This window comes from Alkanindiges hydrocarboniclasticus, from assembly GCF_001982605.1.
Lineage (GTDB): Bacteria > Pseudomonadota > Gammaproteobacteria > Pseudomonadales > Moraxellaceae > Alkanindiges > Alkanindiges hydrocarboniclasticus.
In genome coordinates this window covers 12454-39041 of the sequence record NZ_MLCN01000029.1, presented here as the reverse complement: position 1 = coordinate 39041, position 26588 = coordinate 12454, and the positions used below count along the sequence as shown (strand labels likewise).

General features: G+C 48.4%; 22 protein-coding genes and 3 tRNA genes. 15 read left to right on the top strand and 10 right to left on the bottom strand.

Features of this window, described 5'->3' with window-relative positions; translation table 11 throughout:
- Positions 1 to 20 precede the first annotated feature (20 nt).
- Positions 21 to 2378, bottom strand: a complete 2358-nt coding sequence (gene rnr / locus BKE30_RS11210; protein ID WP_076878676.1) for a ribonuclease R — start codon at positions 2376 to 2378, stop codon at positions 21 to 23.
- Between the two features lie 262 nt (positions 2379 to 2640).
- Here rnr and BKE30_RS11205 point away from each other — a divergent pair.
- From BKE30_RS11205 to BKE30_RS11180, 6 genes are all read left to right on the top strand, one after another.
- A tRNA-Leu gene (locus tag BKE30_RS11205) sits at positions 2641 to 2725 on the top strand.
- Between the two features lie 538 nt (positions 2726 to 3263).
- Entirely contained in the window at positions 3264 to 3518 is a 255-nt protein-coding gene (locus BKE30_RS11200; protein WP_076878675.1) for a hypothetical protein, read from the top strand.
- A gap of 119 nt (positions 3519 to 3637) precedes the next feature.
- Positions 3638 to 3728: transfer RNA gene (locus tag BKE30_RS11195), tRNA-Ser, on the top strand.
- 116 nt (positions 3729 to 3844) lie between these two features.
- Positions 3845 to 3921 (top strand) — tRNA-Arg (locus tag BKE30_RS11190).
- A gap of 424 nt (positions 3922 to 4345) precedes the next feature.
- Entirely contained in the window at positions 4346 to 5551 is a 1206-nt protein-coding gene (locus tag BKE30_RS11185; protein ID WP_076878760.1) for a YncE family protein, read from the top strand.
- A gap of 85 nt (positions 5552 to 5636) precedes the next feature.
- Entirely contained in the window at positions 5637 to 6212 is a 576-nt protein-coding gene (locus tag BKE30_RS11180; RefSeq protein WP_076878674.1) for a hypothetical protein, read from the top strand.
- A gap of 2 nt (positions 6213 to 6214) precedes the next feature.
- Here the strand turns inward: BKE30_RS11180 and BKE30_RS11175 are convergent, their stop codons facing one another.
- Complete coding sequence (locus tag BKE30_RS11175) at positions 6215 to 6664, bottom strand: PACE efflux transporter (protein ID WP_076878673.1); 450 nt, start codon at positions 6662 to 6664, stop codon at positions 6215 to 6217.
- 94 nt (positions 6665 to 6758) lie between these two features.
- Here BKE30_RS11175 and BKE30_RS11170 point away from each other — a divergent pair, with 94 nt between their 5' ends.
- Together BKE30_RS11170 and BKE30_RS11165 are read left to right on the top strand one after the other, a co-directional pair.
- Complete coding sequence (locus BKE30_RS11170) at positions 6759 to 7658, top strand: LysR family transcriptional regulator (protein WP_143253714.1); 900 nt, start codon at positions 6759 to 6761, stop codon at positions 7656 to 7658.
- A 146-nt stretch (positions 7659 to 7804) separates the two neighbouring features.
- Entirely contained in the window at positions 7805 to 9136 is a 1332-nt protein-coding gene (locus BKE30_RS11165) for a YdgA family protein (protein ID WP_076878672.1), read from the top strand.
- A 77-nt stretch (positions 9137 to 9213) separates the two neighbouring features.
- On the opposite strand, the gene hslO is transcribed toward BKE30_RS11165, so the two are convergent.
- The 3 genes from hslO to BKE30_RS11150 form a co-directional block, all read right to left on the bottom strand.
- Positions 9214 to 10086, bottom strand: coding sequence for an Hsp33 family molecular chaperone HslO (gene hslO / locus BKE30_RS11160; RefSeq protein WP_076878671.1), 873 nt, complete (start codon positions 10084 to 10086; stop codon positions 9214 to 9216).
- Between the two features lie 121 nt (positions 10087 to 10207).
- Entirely contained in the window at positions 10208 to 12037 is a 1830-nt protein-coding gene (locus tag BKE30_RS11155; protein ID WP_076878670.1) for a monovalent cation:proton antiporter-2 (CPA2) family protein, read from the bottom strand.
- Positions 12038 to 12163: 126 nt separating this feature from the next.
- Complete coding sequence (locus tag BKE30_RS11150) at positions 12164 to 14422, bottom strand: primosomal protein N' (protein WP_076878758.1); 2259 nt, start codon at positions 14420 to 14422, stop codon at positions 12164 to 12166.
- A 411-nt stretch (positions 14423 to 14833) separates the two neighbouring features.
- Between BKE30_RS11150 and gspF the strand changes: the two genes are divergently transcribed.
- From gspF to ahpF, 5 genes are all read left to right on the top strand, one after another.
- Positions 14834 to 16042: a type II secretion system inner membrane protein GspF gene (gene gspF / locus BKE30_RS11145; RefSeq protein ID WP_076878669.1), complete on the top strand. Its 1209-nt coding sequence runs from the start codon at positions 14834 to 14836 to the stop codon at positions 16040 to 16042.
- Between the two features lie 136 nt (positions 16043 to 16178).
- The gene (gene gspG, locus BKE30_RS11140) at positions 16179 to 16634 is read left to right on the top strand and encodes a type II secretion system major pseudopilin GspG (protein ID WP_076878668.1); all 456 of its coding nucleotides are present in this window, start codon (positions 16179 to 16181) and stop codon (positions 16632 to 16634) included.
- A gap of 262 nt (positions 16635 to 16896) precedes the next feature.
- Positions 16897 to 17232, top strand: a complete 336-nt coding sequence (locus BKE30_RS11135; protein ID WP_076878667.1) for a hypothetical protein — start codon at positions 16897 to 16899, stop codon at positions 17230 to 17232.
- A gap of 258 nt (positions 17233 to 17490) precedes the next feature.
- Positions 17491 to 18054 (top strand): alkyl hydroperoxide reductase subunit C, encoded by a 564-nt coding sequence (gene ahpC, locus BKE30_RS11130; RefSeq protein ID WP_026471538.1) that lies wholly within the window; start codon positions 17491 to 17493, stop codon positions 18052 to 18054.
- Between the two features lie 268 nt (positions 18055 to 18322).
- Entirely contained in the window at positions 18323 to 19879 is a 1557-nt protein-coding gene (gene ahpF, locus BKE30_RS11125) for an alkyl hydroperoxide reductase subunit F (protein WP_076878666.1), read from the top strand.
- Positions 19880 to 19929: 50 nt separating this feature from the next.
- On the opposite strand, the gene BKE30_RS15865 is transcribed toward ahpF, so the two are convergent.
- Positions 19930 to 20394, bottom strand: coding sequence for a hypothetical protein (locus tag BKE30_RS15865; protein WP_143253713.1), 465 nt, complete (start codon positions 20392 to 20394; stop codon positions 19930 to 19932).
- A 110-nt stretch (positions 20395 to 20504) separates the two neighbouring features.
- On the opposite strand from BKE30_RS15865, the gene BKE30_RS11120 reads away from it, so the two are divergent.
- A complete protein-coding gene (locus tag BKE30_RS11120) occupies positions 20505 to 21314 on the top strand; it encodes a YwqG family protein (protein WP_227518394.1) in 810 nt (269 codons plus the stop codon).
- Positions 21315 to 21364: 50 nt separating this feature from the next.
- Here BKE30_RS11120 and BKE30_RS11115 read toward each other — a convergent pair whose 3' ends face one another.
- Complete coding sequence (locus tag BKE30_RS11115; protein ID WP_076878664.1) at positions 21365 to 22060, bottom strand: pirin family protein; 696 nt, start codon at positions 22058 to 22060, stop codon at positions 21365 to 21367.
- 201 nt (positions 22061 to 22261) lie between these two features.
- Here BKE30_RS11115 and BKE30_RS11110 point away from each other — a divergent pair, with 201 nt between their 5' ends.
- A complete protein-coding gene (locus BKE30_RS11110) occupies positions 22262 to 23329 on the top strand; it encodes a CobW family GTP-binding protein (RefSeq protein ID WP_076878663.1) in 1068 nt (355 codons plus the stop codon).
- Between the two features lie 47 nt (positions 23330 to 23376).
- Here BKE30_RS11110 and BKE30_RS11105 read toward each other — a convergent pair whose 3' ends face one another.
- From BKE30_RS11105 to BKE30_RS11095, 3 genes are read right to left on the bottom strand one after another with little or no spacing between them, the layout of a single operon-like run.
- A complete protein-coding gene (locus BKE30_RS11105; RefSeq protein ID WP_076878662.1) occupies positions 23377 to 24072 on the bottom strand; it encodes a glutathione S-transferase in 696 nt (231 codons plus the stop codon).
- 21 nt (positions 24073 to 24093) lie between these two features.
- Positions 24094 to 25665 carry an apolipoprotein N-acyltransferase gene (lnt, locus tag BKE30_RS11100; protein ID WP_076878661.1) on the bottom strand — a complete coding sequence of 524 codons (1572 nt, stop codon included), beginning with the start codon at positions 25663 to 25665 and terminating at the stop codon, positions 24094 to 24096.
- Positions 25662 to 26495: a CBS domain-containing protein gene (locus tag BKE30_RS11095; protein WP_076878660.1), complete on the bottom strand. Its 834-nt coding sequence runs from the start codon at positions 26493 to 26495 to the stop codon at positions 25662 to 25664. The genes lnt and BKE30_RS11095 overlap by 4 nt, the downstream gene beginning before the upstream one ends.
- Positions 26496 to 26588: the final 93 nt, after the last annotated feature.

Here is a 26588-nt window from a genome sequence, read left to right as displayed (position 1 = left end):
CTAGGGATGACGGCGTTAACTTACTCTTTGGTTTTAGGCTTTGCGTTAGGCTTTTTGGTTTTTTTGCGTGGTTTTTTGACTTTCTTGGGGCTTTCCGCAGGCTCAGTCTTGGCAGGTTTGGAGCCTTTTGCTTTGCTGGCAACTTTCTTTTTGGCACTGGCGTTAGCTTCCGCAGGAGACTGCGCACGAGGTGCCTTCTCACGGATAGCACGGCCCTGAGCAGTTAACTGCTTGACCAAGCCAAAGTCAATTTTGCGTTCTTCCAGATGCACCGCCATGACTTTAATACGGACTTGGTCACCCAGACTAAAACGCTGGCCATGCTGCTGGCCAAACAGACTTTGGCTAATGGCATCATACACAAAATAATCATCACCCAGCTGGCTGATATGCAACATGCCATCAACATATAGTTCAGTAAGGGTGACAAACAAACCAAAGTCAGTGACCGAGGTAATGGTGCCGTCAAACTCTTCACCAATGTGCTGTTCCATATAGTGACATTTGAGCCAGCTCATTACACTACGTGATGCTTCGTCGGCCCGACGCTCAGTTTGTGAGTAGTGCTCACCAGCATTTGACAGCGTTTGACCTTCCAGCTCACTGGGCTTTTGCTTTAAAAAAGCCTTAATTGCACGGTGCAGTAGCAAATCCGGGTAGCGACGAATTGGCGAGGTAAAATGCGTATATGCATCATACGCCAAGCCATAATGACCAAGGTTTTTAGGCCCGTAATAGGCTTGCATCATGGAGCGTAGCAGCACAGCATGAATGCTGGTGGCATCCACGCGATCCTTGGTTTTTTCAATAATGTACTGATAGTCGCTTTGCGTTGGTTTTTCCGGAAAATCAAAACCCAGCAGGCGCACATAATCGCGTACTTTTTGCACACGGGTGGCTTCAGGCGCTTCATGGTTGCGGTATAAAATTGGCAAATCATTTTTAAGCGCAAAATCTGACGCACAGACATTGGCCAGCAACATGCATTCCTCAATCAGGCGATGCGCATCATTGCGGCTACGTGGCAGAATTTGCTGAATGGCACCCAGCTCATCAAAAGTCATGTAGGTTTCTACAGTTTCAAATTCCATGGCACCACGTTCCTGACGAACTGTCAGCAGGGTTTGGAACAGTTGAAACAGCACATTTAATGACTTACGCACCGCTGCCTTGTCAGGCACTGCATCAGTCTGGCCATTCAGGTACGACGCCACCTGATTATAGGTGAGGCGTGCCTGTGAATGCATGACGGATGGGTAAAACTCATAACCAGTAACGCGGCCCTGCCGTGACAGCTTGATGTCACACACCATGCATAGGCGGTCAACCTCTGGTTTTAATGAGCATAGGCCATTGGATAATGCTTCTGGCAGCATGGGAATTACATGGTTGGGAAAATAAACCGACGTACCCCGATCCTGTGCTTCATCATCCAGTGCTGTACCAACCTTCACATAATGGCTAACGTCTGCAATGGCAACCACCAGCCGATAACCACCGCCGGCGCGTTTTTCAGCATATACGGCATCGTCAAAGTCGCGCGCATCTTCACCATCGATAGTAACCAAGGGCAGATCACGTAAATCAATGCGATCCTTACGGTCACGCGCGCCGGGTTCATCAAATTTTGCAGTTTCAGCCAGTACTTCATCGCTAAATTCAAACGGCAGGTCAAAATCCAGAATGGTGGCTGGAATAATAAGCTGGCTATCGGCCTTGTCAGCCAGGTTGGCAATAATATGACCGTTGGCAAACTCATCACGGGTTGGCCATTCATCAATGGCAATCTGGGTCGAATCACCAGGCTTTAGGCCAGCAGTGGCAATTTGTTCAGGTTCCAGCGCAATTGGCTGATGACCATTCGGCTGGGCAGGCTGGACAAAAAAGTCACCTTCATGCTCAACCACTTTACCAATCAGTTCACGCTGCTGGTGCTCAATCACCTCGACAATATAACCAGTCATGCGGCCACGGCGATCCGTACCGTTCTGGCGTACCTTAACGATATCCCCATTAAATACCAGTCGCATTTCGCGCTCTGGCAGGAAGATGTCCATTTGACCTTCCAGTACCACAAAACCAAAACCCTTGGCATTGGTTTGCACACGGCCAATAAGCAGATCTTCATCAGTTGCCACGCGGTAGAGTGGCGGATAGCCCGCAGAGCGAATTAACTGGCCGTCACGCACCATGGCAGTTAAGCGGCGGCTTAGTGCCTCAATGGCGTCCGGCTGGTCCAGCTGGTATTCTTCCACCAGCTCTGCATGGGACAGGCCGTCCTTGCGGGATTCAACGGTTTGTTGAATCAGGGTACGGCTGGGAATCGGGGAGTCGTAGCGTTCAGCTTCGCGTGCGGCATCAGGGTCTTGCCAATTCATAGGTTCTCTTTTATACGCTTTAATAACAAAAATCAGTTTACCTTGCTAAGATACACTAAAATTGATAATGCACGATGACAAGTTGCAGTTTGTTGTATTCATGCTAGATTTTTAGGTGCATGCAGATTTTATATGGGATTAATACTGCTTAATGCAATCTTTTGATTAATTTTGCAACAAACTGATATTTATTAGCTCAAGCATTGATCAGATTGGCTTGACGACTTTCTAAAATATTCCTAATATAGCGCACCTACTGCATGCGGATGTGGCGGAATTGGTAGACGCGCTAGTTTCAGGTATTAGTGTCGCAAGACGTGGAGGTTCAAGTCCTCTCATCCGCACCAAATTTGAATTCTATACTTATCCTTGATAAGGCACAGAATTCACAAAAAGCTCTGATTCTAAAGGATCAGGGCTTTTTTGTTGTCTGGTACTTTTAGGAAATGCCAATTTTATAATAAGCGTAGTTTTACTAAACGCATAAAATCGGTTTATGAATAACGTCTATAAATTGCTGTGTAGACGGCAATTATTTCCTACTGGGCACCTAGCCCTAAAGTTAGTCGTTATGACTGCCTACTATATCTACTTTGCATACTTCAGGTTTTACATAAGTTTTCCTATTCGCTGTTTAGGTTTTCTTGCTGAAAATGCAGCAGAACTTACATAGCGGGATATTTTTATAAAAAGCGCCAGAATTTATGAAACTTTTTGCCAAGTGCTTCACTAAATTGTGATTGTTTGTAGTTTTAAAATTGAGCAGACGGCCTGAACAAGGTTAAGATATAGGCAATAAGCAGTTTTACAGGCACAAAGCTGAATCTGCTTGTTAGGGGTAACGTTGCAAGAAGCAACCTCAATTTTCATGGAGTTGGTTAAAAAATGATAAGTAAGCAAATTTTAGGGCAGGCGGTACTATTGGGTACCATGGCAATGGTATTGATGGGTTGTGATAAAAAACAGGAACCGATCAAGGCCACAGATGCACCAGCTGTACAACAGGCGCACAGCGATAGCGATGATGCGCATAAAAGCGAAAATGACCTTTATATTGAGCGGCTGAATAAAGATGTGAAGGTTGAAAATCCGGATGCGCTATTGGATGAAGTGAATCAGGAAGCCAAAACCACACAATAATTTGTTAAATTGCGCTTTATTTAGCCGTTAGTCACATATTTATGTCGAGTGCGGCTGAATATTGATCAATGAGGGCTTGCTCAAGCCCCCAGCTTTTTGTACTATGTCGACCTCGTTGCGGTGAGATGGGTGAGTGGCTGAAACCACGTCCCTGCTAAGGACGCATACCTGTTATGGGTATCGAGGGTTCGAATCCCTCTCTCACCGCCACTTATATAATGTTTGCAAAACTTGATGTGTTTAATAAAACGACAGACAGTTTGCAAAGATTAAAAAGAAGTTGACGAGGCGCAAACTGCACTGTAGAATGCGCGACACAAAACGACGCGCCCATAGCTCAGCTGGATAGAGCACCAGGCTACGAACTTGGGGGTCGGGAGTTCGAATCTCTCTGGGCGCGCCATCTTCTTCTCAATGAAGATGTTTATTGATACTCATCATATTGGCATCAATAAAAATTATAGCATAATTAATTTATCTAATTCCTAATAATTTCAATTGTTAATCAATCGTCAAATTCAGTTTTTAATATCTCTATTTATTCAATGCATTGTTTAAAAAACTTGTGCTGGTTTATTTTTTAAATTTATATCATATCCTTTTGGTTGTTAAAGCCTTAAAGCCATTTCTGTCACAAATCCTGTTACCGTATATTTTTTCAGTGTTGTCTTTTGTAAGCAATGCAGACGCACCGACAAGCTGATATTGCTTAAAAAATAGTCTAATGCTAATTTCCAGTGCGGTTTTCATGGAGCTGAAACTGGAAAAATTATATGAAATACAATCTTTCACATTTAAAATTAAATCTATCAGTCCTGGGTGCTGCGATGACGATGGCCCTGTTAGGCAGTCAGTCAACTTTGGCAGCCAGCGCTGTGCTTCCTGCACCACCTAATAGCCAGCAAGTGTTTTTTGTGGGGAATAACTGGGATGGCACAGTGACCGTTATTCGCTCGGCTCAGGATTATGCAAAAATTGGTGTCATTAATATGGCGCCGGATCGGGCCGCGCGCTTGCGGGAAATTTACTTAAATCCTATCAAGCTGATTGCCTATCAATATATTCGTAATACGGCCGGTGAGGGCAATGATCAGTTGGTGGATGATATGTATTCCACCCCCGATGGCCAGTCTGTAGTGGCCTCACGCCCCAGTTTTGCCGATGTTGTGTCTATTAATATTACGACTGGCCAGATTAACTGGCGCACTTCCGTTGAAGGTTTCCGTGCTGACCATATGGCGGTGTCACCTGATGGCAAGCGGGTGGCTGTATCGGCCTCTTCGGGCAATGTAGTACAGGTTCTGGATATTAATACCGGTAAGGAATTAGGGCGTTTTGCCACTGGGGACAAGCCGCACGAAAATATTTTCTTCAATGGTGGCCGCAAGATTCTTAATTCCGCGATTGGCAATGTAGAAACGCCACTGGATGCCGCGTGGCAGGATTTTACCAAGGGTAAGCGCTTTATTACTATTGCTGATGCCAATACCTATCAAATCATCAAAAAAATTGATCTTCGTCCGGCGCTGGATGCCGCTGGCCGCAAGGATTTGTCTAATGCGGTCAGGCCGGTGGTGTTTAGCCCGGATGAAAGCAAGCTGTATGCGCAGGTTTCATTTTTTAATGGGCTGGTGGAGTATGACCTGACTCAGGACAAGGTAACGCGTATTGGGCAGTTGCCTGGTAGCAGTACCATTCCATCTGACCGTAGCAAGTGGGTGAATGACTCGCGCCACCATGGCTTATCCATAAGTGGCAATGGTGAGAAGCTGTGCGTGGCAGGCACCATGGATGACTATGCCACTATTGTTGATCGCAAAACGCTAACCGCAGGCAAGCTCATTGCAGCAGGTAAACCTTACTGGGCAACGCAAAGCCCGGATGGCAAGCGTTGTGTGATTTCTGAAAGTGAAAGTGATGTGGTAACCGTGATCGACTTTGAAAGTGGCAACAAGGTATTGAGCGTACCGGTAGGGAATCACCCGCAACGGGTACGGATTGGCTATGCACCGGCAGGTTGGTCAACCCACTAATGTAAATAAAACGGGTTATTCAAACAGGCTAATGCGGCATATGCCTGTTTGAATAAACGGCTTATGCATCAGCAGGATTGCTTATATGCTGCATCGTAAAAAACTTTCTCTGGCTGGAGTAGCATTGTTGCTGACGGGCGTGTTCACTATGGTGCTTACCTCAGGCACTGGCCCATTGGCATCAGCTCGGCCAACAAATAGCAGCTCGCAGGTCGTGCCACTGCATTCAGGAGATTTTTTGGCAACACCAGATCACAGCGGCCAGCGCAATGTCTCTCAGGACGCCACCTTAGTTCGCCCATCAGTGCTTAATTCTGCGCAAGCTGTAACCACAGCGCCAGATGTTGCAGGGCAGCCAGCCAGCAACCCAGTGTTTATTCAGCAACGTGACCAGTTATATAGGGATTTTGAACGTATCAATACTGGGTTAAGCCAGGGTCAGCAGCCTGATTTTCGTGAGGTAAGTGCCTTATTGAGCCAGCAACAGCAACTGGTCAAGGCAGGCGTGTTGTCTATTGAGGAAGCTGTGACATACAGCCGGTTTTTGCGACAAGTTTTGCCTGCTATGGATCATCAGCTTATTCGGCATATTCAGCAACTGGAGCAGCAAAAGCGGCTTGGTTCCCAGCATATCGCTATTGGTACGGGTATAGCGCCATAACGCTAAGTAGACTTGTTGTCTGCACTTGGTTTGGCAAACTTTCGATCGGGTTCGCCAAACCAACGGTCAAAAGCCCACTGAAATATAAATGTGTAGACCATGATAATACTGGTGAATCCAATATCTGCAATAATGGCTTCTATCAGGCTGGTATTTAAAAAATAGGCAATAACAGGCACACCCAATACCAGCAGGCCGCCATCAAAGCCCAAGGCATGCAGCAGGCGCTGCTTAAGGCCACGGCTATGCCAGCCTTTCCGGGCTTCCCATTTTTCAAAGCCATAATTAAAAATAATATTCCACAGTAATGCCAGTACGGTAAGGCTAATGCCTAGCGCAGCACTATGCATTAGGGGCTGTTTGAAAATCAGTGCAACAATAGGAATAAACAGGCTGAGTAAAATGACTTCATAGCTGATGGCCTGAATGACTCGCCGCTTGGTACCTTGCATGATGGTCTCGTCGTTAAACTATAAACACTATTTTAAATGGTGTTTTTTGATAGAAAAAGTGATTAACTTTCAGAAAAATTGAAAGGTTAAGATTGTGAATGTCAGTAAAGAGCTATTAACGGTATTTTTAACCGCCATGCAAAAAGGTTCATTCTCTGCTGCAGCCCGTCATTTAAACCGTGCACCATCGGCAGTGAGCATGGCAATTGCCAATCTGGAAGCAGAGCTTAACCTGAACCTGTTTGACCGTACCGGGCGGGAACCTGTACCGACGCCACAAGCCCTGTCACTGGCAACACAGGCAGTTTTTCTGGTACAGCAGATGCAGCAATGGGAAGCACAGGCCCTTGCATTGTCGCAGGGACTGGAAAGCAAGCTAAGCCTTGCCATTGAACCTGAACTCTTGTCCATGCACTGGGTCGATTATATTGCGCCAGTCGCTGCCCGTTTTCCGCAACTGGAAATTGAAATCATGACCGCGCCGCATGAGGATGCCATGCAAATGCTGCATGAAGGCCGGGTTCAACTGGCCTTGTTGTATGAGCGCAGCGAGTTTGATGGCCGTGAAAGTTTTTGTGAGGTGTTCAGGGAGGAACTGGTGGCAGTTGCTGCACCCAGCCATGCCTTGTTACAGCAGGAAGGGGCAATTCATCTGGATCAGCTGATGAGTGCCCGGCAACTTGTGGTGGCCAGCCGGGAGCAGCCGCATAGCGCCCCGCGTTTGTTGTGGTCACATGTGTACTGGCGCACTGACAGCCACATTGCTGCCCTGAATTTAACCCTGACTGGACTAGGCTGGTCGATTTTGCCGCGCAGTTTTGTGGCACCTTATGTAGAAGCCCAGCAGCTTTGCATTCTTGAAATACAAAACCTGACCAACAGTTTTCCGCTGTGTGTGGATTGGGTCTGGTCACGCCAGCATGCTCTGGGTATGGCCGCACAGTATCTGGTGAGCCTGATTGACCACAACCTGCCCAAACATTCTGTCAGCTAATTGGACAAATGGTTAAGAACACAGAGGTTGTCTAGAGTCATGCGAAAAAATAATTCACATGAAGACCCCCACGACTACAGCTTTTAGGCCAAAGCTTGGTATGATTTGCCCATAAATAAAGGATTAATCACGGATATATCGCAACGATGAATAAAACAGGCGCGGTGGCGGGTACAGTGCTGGTGGTACTGGGTGCAGGCTGGGCAGGCTCCACCTGGTATAGCAGCCAGCAGATGGAAACGTATTATCAAAAAAATATTCATAAATTTAATGCCACCACTTTAAGTCCAGTGGCCATTAAACTCACTTCATTTAAGCAGGGTTTCTTAAAAAGCCGGGCCAACTGGGAAATCAGCCTGACCCTTGATCCATGTCAGCCTGATAACAGCATGGTGCTTACGGGTTATGATGAAATCCAGCATGGCTTTATTCCATCACTGGGCTGGGCCAGCATTGACAGCCATATTATCTGGCCTGATAGCGTGGAAACCAAAATACGTGAGGTGTTTAAGGGGCAGGAACCCTTGACCGTTCATACTCGGGTTAATCTGCTGGGCAGTATTAATACCCGCCTGCAAAGCCCGGCAGCGCAGTGGCAGGGTAAAACTGTTCAGGTGAACTGGCAGGGGATGCAGGGCAGCCTTAAGCTGACCACCAGCAATAAAATCAAGTTCGACCTCAGGGCACCCAAGTTGCTGGTTAACAATCTGGCCTCCAATAGCGGCAGCATAGCCTTTGATGACATGCGCTATCAGGGTGAGCAAAAATCCGGCAATTCGTTGTTGCCCCTGGGCACGACCACACTATCACTGGACAGCATGCAGGCCAGTCTGGCACAGCAGCAATGGGGCTTGCGTGATGTCAAGCTCAGCAGTAAGAATCAGGTAAACAAGGACATGCTGTCCGCTGAGGCCAGTTATAAGGTTGATAAAATTCTGCTGGGCCAGCAGGACATTGGTAATTTTAAAGCCAACCTTACGCTTGGCCATATTCCAGCACAGGCCGCCCAGCAAAGTTATGTGGCGTTTAACCGCCTGCAACGCCAGTGCAACCCGTCGCGTCAGGACATGTTAAAGGCACTTGAACCAGTCCTCAAGGAAGGCTTTCAGGTAAATCTAAGTCAGGCTGATCTCAACCTGTTTCAGGGCACAGCACAGGCCAATGCGTTAATTGTGATGCAGCCCTTACCGGCAGCCGCCCAGCAATCCCCTGAGCAAATCCTGAAAAAAATCATGGCCAATGGCAAGGTACAGGTGTCTGACCAGCTGCTAAGCGGGATTTTTGAACAGATCAGCCGTTTGAAAGGGCAGCCGATTAGCCCGGCAGAGGCAGGACAAACCGTGCAAATGCTGATGCAGGGTATGCTGGAGCAGGGTTATTTTACCAAAACGGCAACTGGCTATCAGGCCACCTTTGCCTTGACCAATGGTCAGCCCAGCATTAATGGTAAAGCCACCAGTACACAGCCTGCCCAATAAATTGCCCAGTTAAATCATCAACATAAAAAAGCTCAGAATGACCTGAGCTTTTTTTATATCTGGCCCAATTTAAACCCTTAACTGACATGCATGCCAAATAATCCAAGGGCTTCTTCCGGGCCAAAACGGTACTGGGCATTGCAAAACTGGCAATCCATCTTGATTTCATTTTGCTCGTTCAGCAGTTCCTGTACGGTTTCCTGCCCCACCTGACGCAATGCCTGTTCACAGCGCTCATGTGAGCAGGTACAGCCAAAGCTTAGATTTTCATGCTCTGGCAACCGGACTTCTTCCTCATTGTACAGGCGATACAAAATTTCTTGTGCAGGCAGGTAAATCAGCTCATCGGCTTTTAGGGTATTGGTCAGCAGGGTCAGGCGTGGCCACAAGTCTTCATCCATCAGCGTTTGTTCTTCATCATTGCGGGGTAGCAACTGAATCAGCAAGCCACCAGCCCGTTCCCCGTCACAGGCCAGTGCCAGCCGGGTTGGAATCTGCGCAGACAGGTCATAATACTGGGTCAGGCACCCGGCCAGACTGGTGGCTTCCAGCGGCACAATGCCCTGATAGCGCTCGCCATGTTCTGGTTCAATATTAATGAACAATACGCCATCTTTTAGCGTACCCAGCGCCACATCGCCATTGTCGGCCTGCATCAGCACCGGATCATCGTTCCACTCTGCCAGCGCCCGCAGTTCGCCCAAATGATTGCATTCGGCCATGGCCCACTTGAGTGAGCCGCTACCCTGAATTTGCAGGCTTAAGCGTCCCTTGATTTTTAGGGTACTGGCCAGCAAGGCACTGCCAGCCAGCAATTCGCCAAGCAATAGCTCAATGGCCTTGGGATAGTCACGCTGCTTGAGGATGGTTTGCAGGGTTTCTGCCAGATGCACCACTTCTCCACGCACAGGACTATGTTCAATAAAAAAACGCTGACGAATGTCGGTCATATCAATTCTCTCCACATGCAGTGTTAAATGGAGTTGCGGCAGATGGAAATCAAGGGGGCCTTAGCACAAGCCTGACCGTTTTGTGACCGATATTGCTAATGAAAACTGCTAATGCAGGTTACTAGTGCTGGTCATTCAAGCCATGCTTAATATTGACATCCCCGCTTTCAATGTCCATTTTACGTGCTGTGCGCATATCGCTGTCAAACAGGCTTTCCAGCTCTACCATGGCGGCCCGGCTACTTTCAATGAGTTGCTGCTCATCCTTGTAAATGGTTTGCTGGCGCCGTAACAGGCTTTCATCGTGCTCGCGGAACAGTTCAATGCCATCAAAGGCTTTTTTACTTTCAATGCCCAGACTCACCAGCGCCTCATAGGACATGCCCAGTGCGGACAAATAAGTTTCGCGCCAGATGTGTTCTACACCGGCTTCACGCAAGCGGTAAACATGCTGGCGGTCACGGGCACGCACCAGAATCTTGATGTGCGGGTAAGTACGTTTAATGTACTTGGCCACTTGCGTACAGTCTTCCACTTCATCCATGGACAGCACCAGCAGGCGCGCATGGGCAATGCCGGCTGCACGCAGGATTTCCGGATTTTTGGGGTCACCGTAATAAACTGCATTACCAAACTTGCGCACAAAATCCACCTGGTTGATATTTTTATCAATGGCGGTAAATTCAATGTTGTGCATGCGCAGCAAGCGGCCCACAATTTGTCCAATCCGGCCAAAACCGGCAATGATCACGGTATGTTCATTGTCAGGGATCTGGTCGTATTTGGGTGACACATGGCGCTTTTTAAAAATGGGTTCGCCCCAGCGTTCCAGCACAAAAAAGGCCAGCGGGGTGAGCATCATCGACAAGGTGACAATTAAGGTCAAGGGTTCAACAATATTGCGCTCCAGTATTTGATACTGGCTGGCACTGGCAAACAACACAAAGGCAAATTCGCCGCCCTGCGCCAGTGCAATGCCCAGCCGGATACTGGTCGACCAGCGATAGCCATTCAAATGGGCAATAATGGCCAGAGTCAAAAACTTGAGCGCCATTAAGCCCAGTGCGCCACCAATAATCAGCCAGGGCATTTCACGCAGTAGATCCAGCTGGACGGTCATGCCGACCGTCATAAAAAACAGGCCCAGTAGCAAGCCCTTAAATGGCTGGATACTGGCTTCCAGCTCATGCCGGTATTCAGAGTCAGCCAGCAGTACTCCGGTTAAAAATGCGCCCAGTGTGGTGCTGATGTCCAGCAGGTTCATCAGTTGTACGACCGACAGGATAATAAACAGGGCCATGGCGGTTAGCAGCTCGGCGGCATTGCTTTTGGTAATAAAGCGGAAAAACGGCCGCATCACATAACGGCTAAACAGGAACAGGCCGGAAAAAGCTGCCACAATGGCCGCAAAATGGGCAATGCCATGATGGGTATCACTAATGCCACTCATCAGCGGCAGCAGGGCCAGCAGTGGAATGACTGCCATATCCTGAAACAGCAAAATGGCAAACGCCTGCCGGCCATGCGTGCTGACCAGTTGCTGTTTTTCAGCCAATAGTTGCAGTACAAATGCCGTTGATGACAAGGCCAGGCCAAAGCCAATTACCAGACTGGCATAAAAACTTAAATCCAGAAACAGCCAGATCAGGGACAGCAGCAAAATGGCGGTAATGCCTACTTGCAGGCCACCCATCACAAAAATGGAACGGCGCAGTTCCCACAGGCGCTGTGGCCGTAATTCAAGGCCAATTAAAAACATCAGCATGATGACGCCATATTCGGCCAGATGCATGATGGATTCGGGGTCACGCTCCACTTTAAAGACATACGGCCCCAGCAGGATGCCGGTAAACAGGTAGCCCAGCACGGTGGCCAGCCCAAGGCGTTTGCCCAGTGGAACCAGCAGCAGGGCAGCGCCCAGAAAAATTGTTATTTGCAGTAACAGCGGCATTGTCGTCAAAACAACTAAAAAATCTTTTATAGCAGTTTAGCGGCAACGTTGCGGTAAAAATATGAAAGCAGTCGCAAAATTTTGCAGGGATTTACTGTGAGCTGGTTTAACTGCGCTGAGCAAATCCTAGCTTAACTCTTGCGCATCAATGTCAATGCTACAGCGCACGCCACGCCGTTCAGGCAGTTTGTACACCTGTAGCCACCAGTGACCCAGCAGGCTATGCAGCAGGCGGCGATCCTTGCAAAAAATCAGCGCATGGGCACGAAATACACCAGCCCGCCGTTCCATGGGTGCAGGGACGGGTCCCCAAATTTCAAGGGGCAAATTTTCCAGTTGTTTGGCATCTGGCTGGGCATACAGCAAGCTCAAAATATGTTGCAGGAATTGCAGCGATTTTTCCGCTTGTGGCGTTTCGGCCCGGATTAGCGCGCAATAGCGATAAGGCGGCAGCAACATGGCTTTGCGCTCGGCCAGACAGGTTTTTGCAAAGGCAGCATAGCCCTGCTGGATTAAAATTTGCAGTAGCGGGTTTTCCGGCTTGAAGGTTTGAATCAGCACCAGCCCGGCTTTTTGGCCCCGGCCTGCGCGGCCTGCTACCTGCATAATCAGCTGTGCGGTGCGTTCCGGCGCACGGAAATCCACATTTAAAAACCCGCCGTCCACATCCAGAATGGCCACCAGCGTCACATGCGGAAAGTGATGGCCCTTGGCTAGCATTTGCGTGCCCAGCAAAATAGCCGCTTTTTCCTGATGCGCGCGTTCATAAATGCGTTCCCAGCTACCCACCCGGCTGGTACTGTCGCGGTCTACCCGTAGCACGTCGGTGTCGGGGAATAATTCATTTAAGCCTTCTTCCAGCCGTGCGGTGCCCATGCCGGTGGGGGTCAAACCACCAAACTGACAGGACGGACAGGCCGTCGGCAACCGGCTTTGATAATTGCAATGATGACAATGCAGGTGTTCGGCGGGCTGGCGGTGTACGGTCAGGTGCGCATCACAGCGCGGGCAGTCTGCTTGCCATGCACATTGCGGACATAGCAGGATTGGCGCATAGCCGCGCCGGTTTAAAAAGATCAGCACCTGTTCCTGTTTTTTCAGGCGCTGCTTGATGGCATCGATTAAATCGCGGGCTAGGCCATGCTCACGTGGCTGGTTTTTCAGGTCAATCAGCTGGATTTTGGCCAAGGCAGCATTACCGGCACGCTGGGTCAGTTTCAGTGATAACAGCTTGCCCTCGGAAACCAGATGCAGGCTTTCCAGACAGGGCGTGGCCGAGCCTAGTACCACTGGACAGTGTTCACGATGGCCACGGCACAGCGCGACATCACGCGCATGATAGCGAAAGGTATCCTGCTGCTTAAAGGACACGTCATGTTCTTCATCAATAATAATCAGCCCCAGCTTGGGCATGGGTGTAAACACCGCCGAGCGTGTTCCAATGACAATTTGTGCGCGGCCGGTTTGTGCCGCTTGCCAGGCCTGCAAGCGCGCCACATCAGTCAGGTTGGAATGCATGGCCACAATCTCGCATTGAAACCGTGAGCGGAAGCGATCCAGCGTTTGCGGGGTCAGGCCAATTTCCGGCACCAGCACCAGCACTTGCTGACCCGCTTCCAGCACGGGCTGCATGGCTTGCAGGTACACTTCGGTTTTGCCACTCCCCGTGAGGCCATCCAGTAAAATCCCTTTAAAACTGCCCAGATGCTGCTTGATACTATCAATTGCATGCTGCTGCTCGGTATTGGGAATCAGCGGCAGTTCGGCCAGCTTCACCGGATGCGGCTGATGCTGGGTTTTTTGCAAGAAGCATTCCGCCAGTCCTTTTTCTTCCAGTAGCTGTAGCTGTTTTTTACTGGCACCCATGAGTAATAGCGCACTTTCAGGCGCGCCGTGTTCATCATGCAATTTTAGCAGGTCAAAGGCTTGCAGTTGTTTGGGCGCACGTTTGAGGCTTTCGCGTTCGGCCGTTGCGGTTAGACGCCAGTATTGTGCCAGCAAATTATACGGACGGCCCTGCCGCAACAGGGTGGGCAGGGCACAGCTAATGACTTCGCCAATTGGATAGTGATAATAGGCCGCTGCCCAGTGCAACAGTTTTAGGCTGGAATCCGGCAATAGGGACTCATCATCCAGCACGGTGTGAATACTTTTTAGCTTGCTAAGCTGAATGTCGCTGCCAGTGGCTTGCCCCAGATAAATACCCACCAGTTCGCGCTTGCCAAACGGGACACACACACGGCAGCCCACGGCAAACGGCCACTGCCCTAGCAAGTGATCGGGTACTAAATAATCAAATATATCAAATAACGGGACGGGCAGCGCTACTTGAATCACTACCGGCATAGCAGTTGGCGCTGGCAAGGGAGCGGCAATGTGCCCCATTAAATCAGGCTGTTTTTGCAGGCTTTCACCATGATTTTCCGGATTTTTGTCCCTGTCCTGCGCATTGCCTTCAGCACTGTTTTGGGTAAAAACCTGCTGTCCAAGTGATGTCATTAAGCTACTCCAGTTCAGGGCATTTTATGCTGAATTGCCATAGCGGGAAAAGCAGTTTTCTCGCTTAATGGATGGCAGGTTATGCAGATAGGGCAGGATGATTCAGTGGTGCTCTGATCGGTATTTGCTGATGCGGTGCTGGTAACCTGCCAATAAGGTCTGCCCAACCAGCCGAATCACAAGGAAAAGCTACCTTTTAAGAAAAATAATTTTATGGCAGGCAATGTCTTTCTATTTGCCTATAAAGCCACCATAATCCATCACATCATTCTGGATAGATTTGAGCAATAACCGCAAATGCCTGCATATCAGTTTACTGCTGTAGACAGTATAGGGAAGCAACATAAAGGTGTGCTGGAAGGTGATTCTGCCCGCCAGATTCGCCAGCAGCTGCGTGATAAAAGCTGGATGCCGGTACTGGTGGAGCCGCTTGAAGAAAGCAAGACCAGCGAAGGCGGCAAGCGTTTTTTTCAAAAGGGCCTAAGCGCCTATGATCTGGCACTGGTGACCCGTCAGCTCAGCGTATTGATTGCGGCTGGCATTCCACTGGAAGAAACCTTGCGCTCCGTGGCACGGCAAACTGAAAAACGCCATGTGCAAAGCCTGCTGTTGTCTGTGCGGGCCAAGGTGATGGAAGGGCATTCACTGGCACAGGGTTTCCGGCAGGCCGGCAAGTTTCCGCCACTGTATATTGCCACCATTGCAGCGGGTGAAAAATCAGGCCATCTGGATTTGATCTTAAACCAGTTGGCGGACTACACCGAAAACCGCTTTGCCATGCAAAAGAAAATTCAGGGTGCCATGATTTATCCGGTACTGCTGATGTTGATGTCGTTTGCCATTGTGATGGGGCTGATGACCTATGTGGTGCCGGATATTGTCAAGGTGTTTGCCAATACCAAGCAGGCGTTACCGTTTATTACCCGCGCGCTGATGGCCATGAGTGATTTTATCCGTGCGGCCTGGCCATTTTTGCTGGTGGGAACCATTGCGTTTGTGGTGGTGCTGATACGTTTTGTGCGTACCGAACCCGGCCGCTATGCGCTGGATCGCCTGACCTTGCGCTTGCCGTTATTTGCCAAATTAAGCAAAGGCATTAATTCCGCCCGCTTTGCCAGTACCCTGTCAATCCTTACCCAGTCGGGCGTGCCACTGGTAGAAGCCCTGCACATTGGGGCTGCGGTATCAAGCAACTGGCTGATCCGCGATGCGGTACAACAGGCAGCAGTTAAAGTGACTGAAGGCGGCGCGCTGGCCACCCAGCTGGAACGTAGCGGCTATTTCCCCCCCATGATGGTACAAATGATCCGTAGCGGCGAGGCTTCTGGCGAGCTGGACAGTATGCTGGCGCGGGCAGCCAATATGCAGGATCGTGAAGTGACGACCCTGATTAGCACATTGCTGGCCTTGCTGGAGCCGCTCATGCTCATTTTTATGGCCGGCATTGTGCTCACCATTGTCATGGCCGTTATGCTGCCAATTGTAAATATGAATAATCTGGTTTGATGCTGTTAAAGATTGTATGCATCACACGGCGGGTCATGGTATCCGCTGGAATTTAGGCTACAATCGGGCAGACGCAACGTACTGTATTTTGGAACAAGCATATTTTGGAACCCTTGTATTTTGGAAAAACAGAGTAATGAAAAAATCGATAAATAACGGCCGTCGTGCCATGCAACGTGGTGCCCAGCAAGGTTTTACCTTAATTGAAGTCATGGTTGTGGTGGTAATTCTGGGTATTCTGGCTGCGCTGATTGTGCCTAACGTGATGGGCCGTGGTGAAAAAGCCAAAGTGGATACCAGCAAGATTACACTGGCTAATGTTGCCAGTGCGCTGGATCAGTACAAGCTGGACAACAATAAGTACCCCACCACACAGGAAGGACTGGACGCACTGATTAATCAGCCTGCCGGGGCCAAAAACTGGATGGCAGGGGGTTACTTAAAAGGTGGCGCTCCCAAAGACAGCTGGGACAATGACCTGCAATATGTAGCACCGGGTTCCGAGGGCCGTCCGTATGACCTGTATTCCTTTGGCGCTGATGGCAAGGAAGGCGGCGAAGGTAACGATGCTGACCTGTATTTTGAAAAATAAGCTTAACCAGCGGTTTTAATAATTTGCTGGTCTTACTCAAAAAGCTGCTTAACTCAAGCAGCTTTTTGAGTGATCAAAATGAAATTGAAAGCCGGAATCATTCTTGTTTTTAAGACTGCCTGAATTCTTGTAAGTACCCAGTTTCTTAGCCATGATAGTCACAAAATAAAAGCCAAAAACTGACGCAAAATAATAGGTTTGCTGCACCACATACGGAATAATAGTCCCAGAACAAAAGCTGCATTATTCAGGAAAAGCAGGCATGAAATATTTCTGGCTCAATCATCAGGTGTACCAACTACACTGGCAGGTATTAAAAAATTCCTTGCTAACGTTACTGTTGCTGCCACTGATCAATCTGGGATATCAGTTTATCCAGCAGTTTCACATGGCTGACCAGATTGTGGTGTACTTTTATGCGCTGAGCTTTGCCACGGTGGCTTTTGTGTTGGCCTTCTATGGCGCACTAAAAACCCTGCACACTGGCCTGACACTGGCAACCAGCCAATTGGGGCAATATTTACTGTATGTTTATCGCCACTTACCCATGCTGTGCTTGGCAGGCATTATGGTTTATTTCAGTTTGTATCTTTTTTAAAAGAAATGTAATTTATTTCAACCATTTGGGCGGATTTCAGGTTGTTTTAGCCTTGTAAAAGACTGATCCTATTAAAAATAGCTTTTCTTTCAAGCAATTAAGCTTAACCATAGAAGAAGGACGTTTAAAAAACTCAATAATAATCGGAAAAAACGATTAATTCAAAAAATAATTACTGTTTGAACAATTATAAAACTGGGCTTAATCTTAGCCCTGCATCCACTCTTACCCAACATTGAAACTTAGGGAGCACGATTAATGAGCTTAATTAATACCGAAGTAAAACCATTTAAAGCAACCGCTTATCACAACGGTAACTTTGTTGATGTGTCTGAAGCAGACCTGAAAGGCAAATGGTCTGTTGTATTTTTCTACCCTGCTGACTTTACCTTTGTATGCCCAACTGAACTGGGTGATTTGGCCGACAACTACGAAGAATTCAAGAAGCTGGGCGTAGAAATTTACTCTGTTTCTACTGACACCCACTTTACCCACAAGGCTTGGCACGATACCTCTGACGTCATTGGCAAGCTGCAATACCCCATGATTGGCGACCCTACGTGGACACTGGCACGTAACTTTGACGTGCTGATTGAAACTGATGGCCTGGCTGACCGTGGTACATTTGTGGTTGACCCAGACGGCAAAATCCAGATTGTTGAAATCACTGCTGGTGGCATTGGCCGCGATGCCCAGGAACTGCTGCGCAAGGTAAAAGCTGCCCAGTATGTGCATGCGCATCCAGGTGAAGTTTGCCCAGCCAAGTGGAAAGAAGGTGACGAAACACTGGCACCTTCCATTGATCTGGTGGGTAAAATCTAAGCTGGCTTGATGGATTGCTAAAAATTATTAATCCATCAGCACTATAGATTTAAACAGGAATCCGCGCTGGCTTGATCAAGTTAGCGCGGATTTTTATTTTTAAAATTGGCCTTGGTCAACGCGGACAATTTTTTAAGGTAAACGTCGCGTCAAGGCTAATTAATCTAAAAATTCGATTAATTTTATAAAATTATTCTGTTTTACCAATCATAAAAGCTAGCCTAAGATAGACCTATTGAACAATGACTGGAACTTTGGAGATTGAACGATGTTAGAACAAGCCATTAAAGACCAACTGGCCACTTACTTGCAGCGTCTGGAATCCCCGATTGAGATTGTGGCGTCGCTGGATGATTCGGACAAAGCTGGCAAGATCCGTGACTTTGTAACGCAGGTTGCCAGTTTGTCGGATCAGGTGACTGCACGTTTTGATGGTACCAATAGCCGTCTTCCCAGCTTTGGCATTGCAAAAACCGGTGAGCAGCCACGCGTACATTTTGCCGGCTTGCCGATGGGTCATGAATTTACCTCATTAATTCTGGCGCTGTTGCAGGTCAGTGGTTATGCGCCCAAGATTTCGGATGAATTACTGAATCAGATTAAAAGTCTAAACCTGAGCAGTAACCTCGAAGTATTTGTGTCCTTAAGCTGCCATAACTGTCCTGATGTGGTACAGGCGCTGAACCTGATTGCCATTTATAATCCCGGCACACAGGCCACCATGATTGATGGTGCGTTCTTCCAGCAGGAAGTCGAGCAGCGTCAGATTCTGGCCGTGCCGATGGTGTTTAGGGACGGCGAACAGTTTGGCCAAGGCCGTATGACGCTGGAAGAAATTGTCACCAAGTTGGATGCCAATAGTGGCGCGCGCGATGCTGAAAAACTGAATGCCAAAGACGTGTTTGACGTGCTGGTGGTGGGTGGTGGCCCAGCCGGTGCAGCTGCTGCGGTGTATGCGGCTCGTAAGGGCATTAACACTGGTGTGCTGGCCGAACGCTTTGGCGGACAGGTACTGGATACGCTGGCGATTGAAAACTTTATTTCTGTAGCAGAAACTGACGGGCCAAAACTGGCTGCTGCCATGGAACAACACGTGCGTGCCTATGACGTGGACATCATGAACCTGCAACGAGCCAAGGCGCTTAAAACCGGTGATCTGGATGACTTGATTGAAATTGAACTGGAAAACGGGGCAACCTTAAAAAGCCGAACCGTGATTTTGTCCACTGGTGCGCGCTGGCGTGAAATGAATGTGCCGGGCGAGGAACAGTACAAAACCAAAGGCGTGGCCTTTTGCCCGCATTGTGATGGCCCGCTGTTTAAGGGCAAGCGCGTGGCAGTCATTGGCGGTGGAAACTCTGGTGTGGAAGCCGCGATTGATCTGGCCGGTATTGTGAAGGAAGTGACTTTGCTGGAGTTTGACAGCAAGTTGCGTGCTGATGCCGTGTTGCAAAAGAAACTCGCCAGCCTGCCAAACGTGCGCGTGATTACCAGTGCACAAACCACTGAAGTGCTGGGTGATGGTCAAAAAGTTACGGGTCTGGTGTATAAAGACCGAATTGGGGACTCACTGAATACCATTGAGCTGGAAGGCATTTTTGTGCAAATTGGCTTGCTGCCCAACACTGACTGGCTCAAAGACAGTGGTGTGGAGTTGTCGCCACGGGGTGAAATTGTGGTGGATGCCCGTGGTGAAACTTCTGTTCCCGGCGTGTTTGCAGCCGGTGATGCCACCACCACACCGTACAAGCAAATCATTATTGCCACCGGTGATGGCGCTAAAGCCGCGCTCAGTGCCTTTGATTATTTGATCCGTAGTAATTGATCAAAGGTGAGTGGTTAATAAAAATCCCGTCGATATGGCGGGATTGTTTATTAACGATTGCCATATAATTTTTGATAGATTATCAGGATAAAATAACTACCAAACAGGCTGCAAACAACACTTAATAAGGTAACCACTATCGCTATTGAAATAGGTGCGGAATTAGATCGAGCCAGCTCATAAATAGAAAAACATAAGCCATTTATAAAGGACGCTATGAGCACATATACTGTATTTCCATCAGTATTTACTGGATCATCCCATGCGGTTAAAAACAGCCACATCAGTTGACAAGGTAAGCCAGATATAAAAACAATTAATGCAAAAAAAGTTGCTAATATAAATGGCGAACTATCGAGTGAAGATACAGGAACATACGATAAACCAGTCATAAGTAACACGATAAATTCCCATAGCATATAAACCACTAGCCAGAACAAAAGACTTGCTACAGTCAGCCTTAATAAGCGTTTCAAATAATTGCTTTGATTGTGATGTGGTGTGACGTGATTCATATTGAGCACACTAATTAAAATTATGGATAGGCCACGCGTCAATGCATGACCAAACTAAGTTGCCCTGTAAACTACAATCCTTTATAACTCAAAAAAACTATAGGAAAGCCATGATGCAGCACATTGATTTATCAAACCTACCAGAAATATTAAAACCGCTGGAACAAGGCATTCAAAGCAGCTTAAAGTCTTATCTTGCCATTGAAGCCAAACCCGCTGCACAGCTTGATTTATGGCAAAGCAAGTTTGGTGGCTTGCCTTATTCACCCTTAGACCAGCCGTATCCTGTGGATGATGAAGGCAGCCCGCTGGTGTTACTGGCGCAATTTAATTTTGCCGAGTTACCAACGCTAGAAAATTTTCCGGATCAAGGCATATTGCAGTTTTATATTGCCGCTGATGATGACCTGTATGGCGCTGATTTTGACCAGCCATTCAAGCAGGATAGTTTCCGGGTCGTGTATTTTGAAGAAGTAATTCGTGATGAAAGTCAGCTTCTGACCGATTTTGGCTTTCTACCCCAGATACCAGATCGTTTAACCCCAATAACCGGACAATATGCTTTACATGCCGTGCTGAAACAGGCACCTGTTTCTCTGAGCGACTTCTCGTTTTCGCGCTGGATGCTGCGTGAACCTTATAGCGGTGATGAAAATGACCAGTTTTATGAAATTTATAATGAACAGTTTGGCAGTACAGGCCACAAGCTAGGTGGCTATCCATTTTTTACACAGGCTGATCCGCGCGAATATGATCAGGATATTCAGGATTATATATTGCTATTTCAAATGGATAGTGATTACTCAAGCGATGTGGATATCATGTGGGGCGATGTAGGTGTGGCTAACTTTTTTATCCGCCCGGAAGATTTAAAAAACAGGGATTTTTCAAAGGTGCTTTATAACTGGGATTGCAGTTAAGATGAATTATAAAATCCCTGCCAAATAGGGCAGGGATTTTAGCTCGTGGATTAAGCCTTGGCTGGCAAATCAAACCACAGCAAATGTGCATCAGTATCGGCAATAATTTCAGCATTGCCTTCAAACACAATCGCGTCTCCGGTTTGTACCACCTCATCATTTACCCGAATCTTGCCTTCAATCACATGCAGGTAATTGAGCGCTTTTTGTGGTTCCAGCGACAAATTTTTACCTTCATGCAGGTAAGCGGCTGAAATCACTGCATCCTGCCGGATGAACAGCGGTGTATCCTGTGTGGGCGATACAATGTGATGCCACTGGTTTGGCTGGTCACGTGGGTCAAGACTCACCTGCTGGTAAGTTGGCTCAGCATTTTGCACATTGGGATACAGCCAGATTTGCAGTAAATGCACTGGCTGGTCAGTGGTATTCATTTCACTGTGCTGCACGCCAGTACCGGCGCTCATCAGTTGCCATTCGCCGGCAGGAATATGCTCAATATTGCCCATACTGTCCTGATGGCTCAGTTTGCCAGACAACACATAAGTCAGGATTTCCATGTTGTCATGCCCGTGACGGCCAAAGCCCTGATTGGCAGCAATAATGTCTTCATTAATCACCCGCAATGCAGACACACCCATGTAACGCGGGTCTTGCCAGCTACCAAATGAAAAGCTGTGTTTGGTGTCCAGCCAGCCTGCTTTGATATGACCACGGTTTTCGCTTTTATGAATATAGTTGTTCATGCTGTTTTTCTCCTGAATATTTATCGTTGCGATAAGTCTATTATGCGGATATTAAATCACCCAACAAGATACGTTTTTGCAACGCTGCGTTGTGGCATGTCTAAACGCTGCAAACCGGATTGATCGGTAGATTGAACAGCATTCACTGGATTGATTTTAATGTTATATTATAACAATATACTTTAACGAACGGTTCAATGCATGCTGAAGCCACTGATTCAGGCCGTGCCTACCCATATCATTACCGGGTTTTTAGGCGCAGGAAAAACCACGCTGCTTAATGGCTTGCTGGCACAAAAACCAGTGGGTGAAACCTGGGCGGTGCTGATTAATGAGCTTGGCAAAATAGGTGTGGATCAGGCGTTGATTCGCCAGCAGGATGGCATTGCCATCAAGGAGGTGATTGGCGGTTGCCTGTGTTGTACCAGCCAGTTGCCCATGCAGGTGGCGCTGTCTCGCTTGTTACAGCAAGCCAAACCAGATCGCCTGTTTATCGAACCGACCGGTTTGGCCCATGCTGATCAACTGATCGACCAGCTCAGCCAAAGCCACTGGCAAACCAGTTTACAGTTGCAGGCCGTGGTGTGTGTGATCAGTGCCACCATGTTGCTGGCCCAGCGCTATCGGCAGCACAGTACGCTGATCAGCCAGCTGGAAGTATCGGATATTCTGCTGGTTTCACATGCAGAGGAGATTCAGGCAGCGCATGAACAGGCCATACAGCAACTTATTGCACAGTATCCCAAGTTTGAGCAGCAGGTTTATCGAGTGGATCAGGGCAGGCTGGATTTTAAAATAATTCAACAATTGCCTGCTGTTAAACCGATACAACGGCAGCCTCTGCTAAATCCGCTTAATATTAGCCAAAGTAAGGTTGGCCCACAGTCAGTTGAATTAACGCAGCAGCAAGCAGATTCCAATGCGCTGGAGCCACCGTTTCATTATATAGAGCAGGCGTTAGGTCATGCGGTGGCAGGCTGGTGCTTTCCGGCGGCGTGGCAATTTGAGCAGCAAGCCTTAATTGATTGTCTGTTAACCGCCTGCAATTGGCTGCGTATTAAAGGCGTAATGCATACCGAACAAGGCTGGATTGCCATTAACTTTACGCCAACCCAGTTGAATTATCATAGCCATGACGGCTTCGGCGATAACCGGCTGGAAATTATTGCATCCACCGAAAACGGGATAGAAAACCAGTCCAGTACAGCGGACTGGCAAGCCTTTGAACGCAATTTACTGGCTCGCCTGCGCTTACCGAAAGTTGAATAATCCGGGCTGTAATGATGATTGCGCACAGACGCTATTTTGCATAAGCCTTAGTTTGCATAAGCATAGGCACCGCCTTTTTGTAGCGCGCGCTGATAGGCTGGCCGTGCATGAATCCGCTTGAGGAAATCCACCAGCTTGGGATATTGCTGCTTGAGGTTGGTACGTTGTGACGCTGCTTCCAGCGGAAAACTAAGCTGGATGTCTGCTGCTGAAAAATCATTCCCTACAAACCAGCCGGATGGTTGCAATTCATTGCTTAAATAATCCAGATGCAGCTTAAGTTGTGGATCAATATAAGTCCCTACCACGCGCTCCGTGATTTTTTGAGCAATAGGACGCGCAAAAAAAGGCATTTTTTGTTTGGGAATCTGGTTGAAAATCAGCTTCATCACCAGCGGTGGCATGGCTGAGCCTTCCGCATAATGCATCCAGTAATCATAACGGATGCGTTCCGGGCTGTTGTTGGCTGGCATCAGGCGGCCATTGCCGTAAGTTTTGACCAGATAATCAATAATCGCAGCCGATTCGGCCAGCGTTACCTGACCATGATGCCCCATCGGATGGCCATCATCGGTAATCACTGGCGACTTGCCCAGCGGATGCACGGCTTTGAGTTCTGGCGGGGCCAGCATGGTTTTGGCATCACGCTGGTAAAACTTGATCTGGTAAGGAATATTCAGTTCTTCCATGAGCCACAAAATCCGCTGTGAGCGCGAGTTATTCAGGTGGTGCAAGGTAATCATGAAGGTTCCTGTGAATTCAGTTTAGCGACGTAAGGGCTGGCTGCTGCGCTTGACCCACCATCCCAATAGCAATAGCAAACCGCTAAGCATTAAAATAGGCCAGTCACCAAAACGCATATAGGGCGTACTGCCCTGCATGGCTGGTAAGTCACCGCGTAATACACCGCGCACATCCTGTTTAAGCAGGCGCTCAATGTGCCCTTGCGGATTGATAAATGCCGTTACACCGGTATTGGTGGCACGAATAAACCAGCGGCCATTTTCCTTGGCACGCATTTGCACCATTTGCAGGTGCTGCCATGGACCATCCGTGCCGGTAAACCAGGCATCATTGGACAGCGTAACCAGAAAATCACTGCGCCGCGCATTGTTACGGGTCAGGTTGGGATACGCCACTTCATAGCAAATGGCTGCCGCCAACCGGTGTCCCTTGACGGATAACGGCTTTTGATCACTGCTACCGGCACTAAAACTGGTCATGCTGACGTCATTTTTAAGCGAGGGCAGTACCCATTTTAGCGTACCTGATAACGGCACATACTCACCAAATGGCACCAGACGCTGCTTTTTATACAAACCCTGCGAATCCTTGCCTGCCGCCATAATGGCATTATAAAACTCATCATAGCTATTGGTGACCGGGTTATAGGTGTTGAGCTCGGCATACGGAATGCCGGTCACCCACGCTGAACCGGACTGCGCGGCATGCTGTGATACCGCGTTAATGAACGGCTGCACATCGGCCTGAAATAATGGGATCGAGGATTCCGGCCACACCACCAGATCACGGCCCCATTCCTGTTGGCTTAAGCCGGCATAAATGGCCAGTGTCTGGCCCTGATATTCAGTCAGCCATTTTAAGTCCTGTGGAATATTGCCCTGAATCAGGGACACGGTGAGCGGCGCAGATTTTTTGGGTATGGTCCATTGAACCTGCCCCAAGCCCACAGCAATGGCCACCAGTAACAGGGAAGGCAAGGCCCATAACAGGCGACCTTTGGCGACCTCCACCAGACTGGCCGCCATAAAAATCACCACAAACGACACCGCATAAATACCAGCCAGCGGCGCAAAGTTATCGAGCTGATACGTAGTAAAGGCATATCCGGCAAACAGCCACGGGAAACCGGTAAAAATCCAAGTCTTGGTCCATTCGGCAAATACCCACAGCGGGGCAAAGGTGAGCGGACTGTGACCAAAAAAGCGCCGGTATAAGGCTGCCTGAATGGCATTAAACAGGCCCATGCCCATACCAACAAAAGCAATCATGCCAAGGGCCAGCGGCATTGGCGTATCGCCATACACATGAATGGAGGTATACAGCCAGAAGCCACCCACCGTCCACAGGCCAAAGCCATAACTCTGGCCAATCCAGAAGGCCTGTTTAGTGGTGCGGTTGTTTAATAACACATAAAAAATGGCGGGGGAAATCAGCGCGAACCACCACCACTCATAGGGCGACAGGGATAGCGGCAGCATGGCACCAGCCAGCAAGGCAAAAATCATCGCACTAATTAATGGCAGTTTTGGATCAGTAGCTTTTTTGCCAGTCTTACTTTTGTTTTTATTCAGGCGTGCAAATACATTTCTCATGCTTTGACAGCTCTAACCAGAATAATGCTGCGGGCATCAGCCTGTAAAATCTTGAAGGTCCATTCATTCAGGTTCACGATCTGGCCTTCCAGATCACTAACCCGGCCGATTTCCTGCAATAGCAGGCCGCCAATGGTTTCCACTTCTTCTGTTGAAAAATCGGCACTCAGTACATCATTAAAATGCTCAATGGGGGTGAGGGCCTGTACCAGCCACGCGCCAGAGATTTCATGGTCTGGCACAATGTATTCAGCCAGCGGGTCATCGACATCATGCTCGTCTTCAATTTCACCCACAATTTCTTCCAGCAGGTCTTCTAGCGTCACAATGCCAGACGTAGTGCCGTATTCATCCACCACAATGGCAATATGGGTTTGCGTGTGCTTGAGCATGCGCAGCACCTGATCAGAACGTGCGGTTTCCGGTACAAAAACCGGCTGGCGCATCAGGCTCTTAACATCAATTAGCTGGTTGGACTGGCCCAGTACGGGCAACAAATCCTTGGCCAGCAAGATGCCTACCACCGTGTCCTGATCGCTGGCAGAAAATATTGGAAAACGGGAATGTGCCGATTCAATCAGTACCGGCAAAATGTCCAGCAGGGCATCGTCTTCAAACACGCTGACAATGGCCGGACGCGGCGTCATGATCTCGCGGATCTGGGTAGCGGGCAGATCCAGTACGCCTTCCAGCATGTCGACGGTATCGGGTTCTAAAAATTTTCGTGAATCATGCACCAGTTTCATCAGTTCATCACGGGTTTCTGGTGCAGTTGATAACCATTTTTTAAGGCCACGCATTGTCCACGACGGGCCTGGTTCCTCACGCATTTTTAAATCTCAAGTCAAAAACAAAAAAGGATAGGGCTATCATAACTGAGCTTGGGCATTCTTGCATTAAAACTTGTAAGGCCCTTTTTAGCC

Excerpts from the sequence above, each read along its gene's own strand:
- rnr (WP_076878676.1), bottom strand. The coding sequence starts at position 2,378 with ATGAATTGGCAAGACCCTGATGCCGCACGCGAAGCTGAACGCTACGAC.
- BKE30_RS11200 (WP_076878675.1), top strand. The coding sequence starts at position 3,264 with ATGATAAGTAAGCAAATTTTAGGGCAGGCGGTACTATTGGGTACCATG.
- BKE30_RS11185 (WP_076878760.1), top strand. The coding sequence starts at position 4,346 with ATGACGATGGCCCTGTTAGGCAGTCAGTCAACTTTGGCAGCCAGCGCT.
- BKE30_RS11180 (WP_076878674.1), top strand. The coding sequence starts at position 5,637 with ATGCTGCATCGTAAAAAACTTTCTCTGGCTGGAGTAGCATTGTTGCTG.
- BKE30_RS11175 (WP_076878673.1), bottom strand. The coding sequence starts at position 6,664 with ATGCAAGGTACCAAGCGGCGAGTCATTCAGGCCATCAGCTATGAAGTC.
- BKE30_RS11165 (WP_076878672.1), top strand. The coding sequence starts at position 7,805 with ATGAATAAAACAGGCGCGGTGGCGGGTACAGTGCTGGTGGTACTGGGT.
- hslO (WP_076878671.1), bottom strand. The coding sequence starts at position 10,086 with ATGACCGACATTCGTCAGCGTTTTTTTATTGAACATAGTCCTGTGCGT.
- BKE30_RS11155 (WP_076878670.1), bottom strand. The coding sequence starts at position 12,037 with ATGCCGCTGTTACTGCAAATAACAATTTTTCTGGGCGCTGCCCTGCTG.
- BKE30_RS11150 (WP_076878758.1), bottom strand. The coding sequence starts at position 14,422 with ATGGGGCACATTGCCGCTCCCTTGCCAGCGCCAACTGCTATGCCGGTA.
- gspF (WP_076878669.1), top strand. The coding sequence starts at position 14,834 with ATGCCTGCATATCAGTTTACTGCTGTAGACAGTATAGGGAAGCAACAT.
- gspG (WP_076878668.1), top strand. The coding sequence starts at position 16,179 with ATGAAAAAATCGATAAATAACGGCCGTCGTGCCATGCAACGTGGTGCC.
- BKE30_RS11135 (WP_076878667.1), top strand. The coding sequence starts at position 16,897 with ATGAAATATTTCTGGCTCAATCATCAGGTGTACCAACTACACTGGCAG.
- ahpC (WP_026471538.1), top strand. The coding sequence starts at position 17,491 with ATGAGCTTAATTAATACCGAAGTAAAACCATTTAAAGCAACCGCTTAT.
- ahpF (WP_076878666.1), top strand. The coding sequence starts at position 18,323 with ATGTTAGAACAAGCCATTAAAGACCAACTGGCCACTTACTTGCAGCGT.
- BKE30_RS15865 (WP_143253713.1), bottom strand. The coding sequence starts at position 20,394 with ATGAATCACGTCACACCACATCACAATCAAAGCAATTATTTGAAACGC.
- BKE30_RS11120 (WP_227518394.1), top strand. The coding sequence starts at position 20,505 with ATGATGCAGCACATTGATTTATCAAACCTACCAGAAATATTAAAACCG.
- BKE30_RS11115 (WP_076878664.1), bottom strand. The coding sequence starts at position 22,060 with ATGAACAACTATATTCATAAAAGCGAAAACCGTGGTCATATCAAAGCA.
- BKE30_RS11110 (WP_076878663.1), top strand. The coding sequence starts at position 22,262 with ATGCTGAAGCCACTGATTCAGGCCGTGCCTACCCATATCATTACCGGG.
- BKE30_RS11105 (WP_076878662.1), bottom strand. The coding sequence starts at position 24,072 with ATGATTACCTTGCACCACCTGAATAACTCGCGCTCACAGCGGATTTTG.
- lnt (WP_076878661.1), bottom strand. The coding sequence starts at position 25,665 with ATGAGAAATGTATTTGCACGCCTGAATAAAAACAAAAGTAAGACTGGC.
- BKE30_RS11095 (WP_076878660.1), bottom strand. The coding sequence starts at position 26,495 with ATGCGTGAGGAACCAGGCCCGTCGTGGACAATGCGTGGCCTTAAAAAA.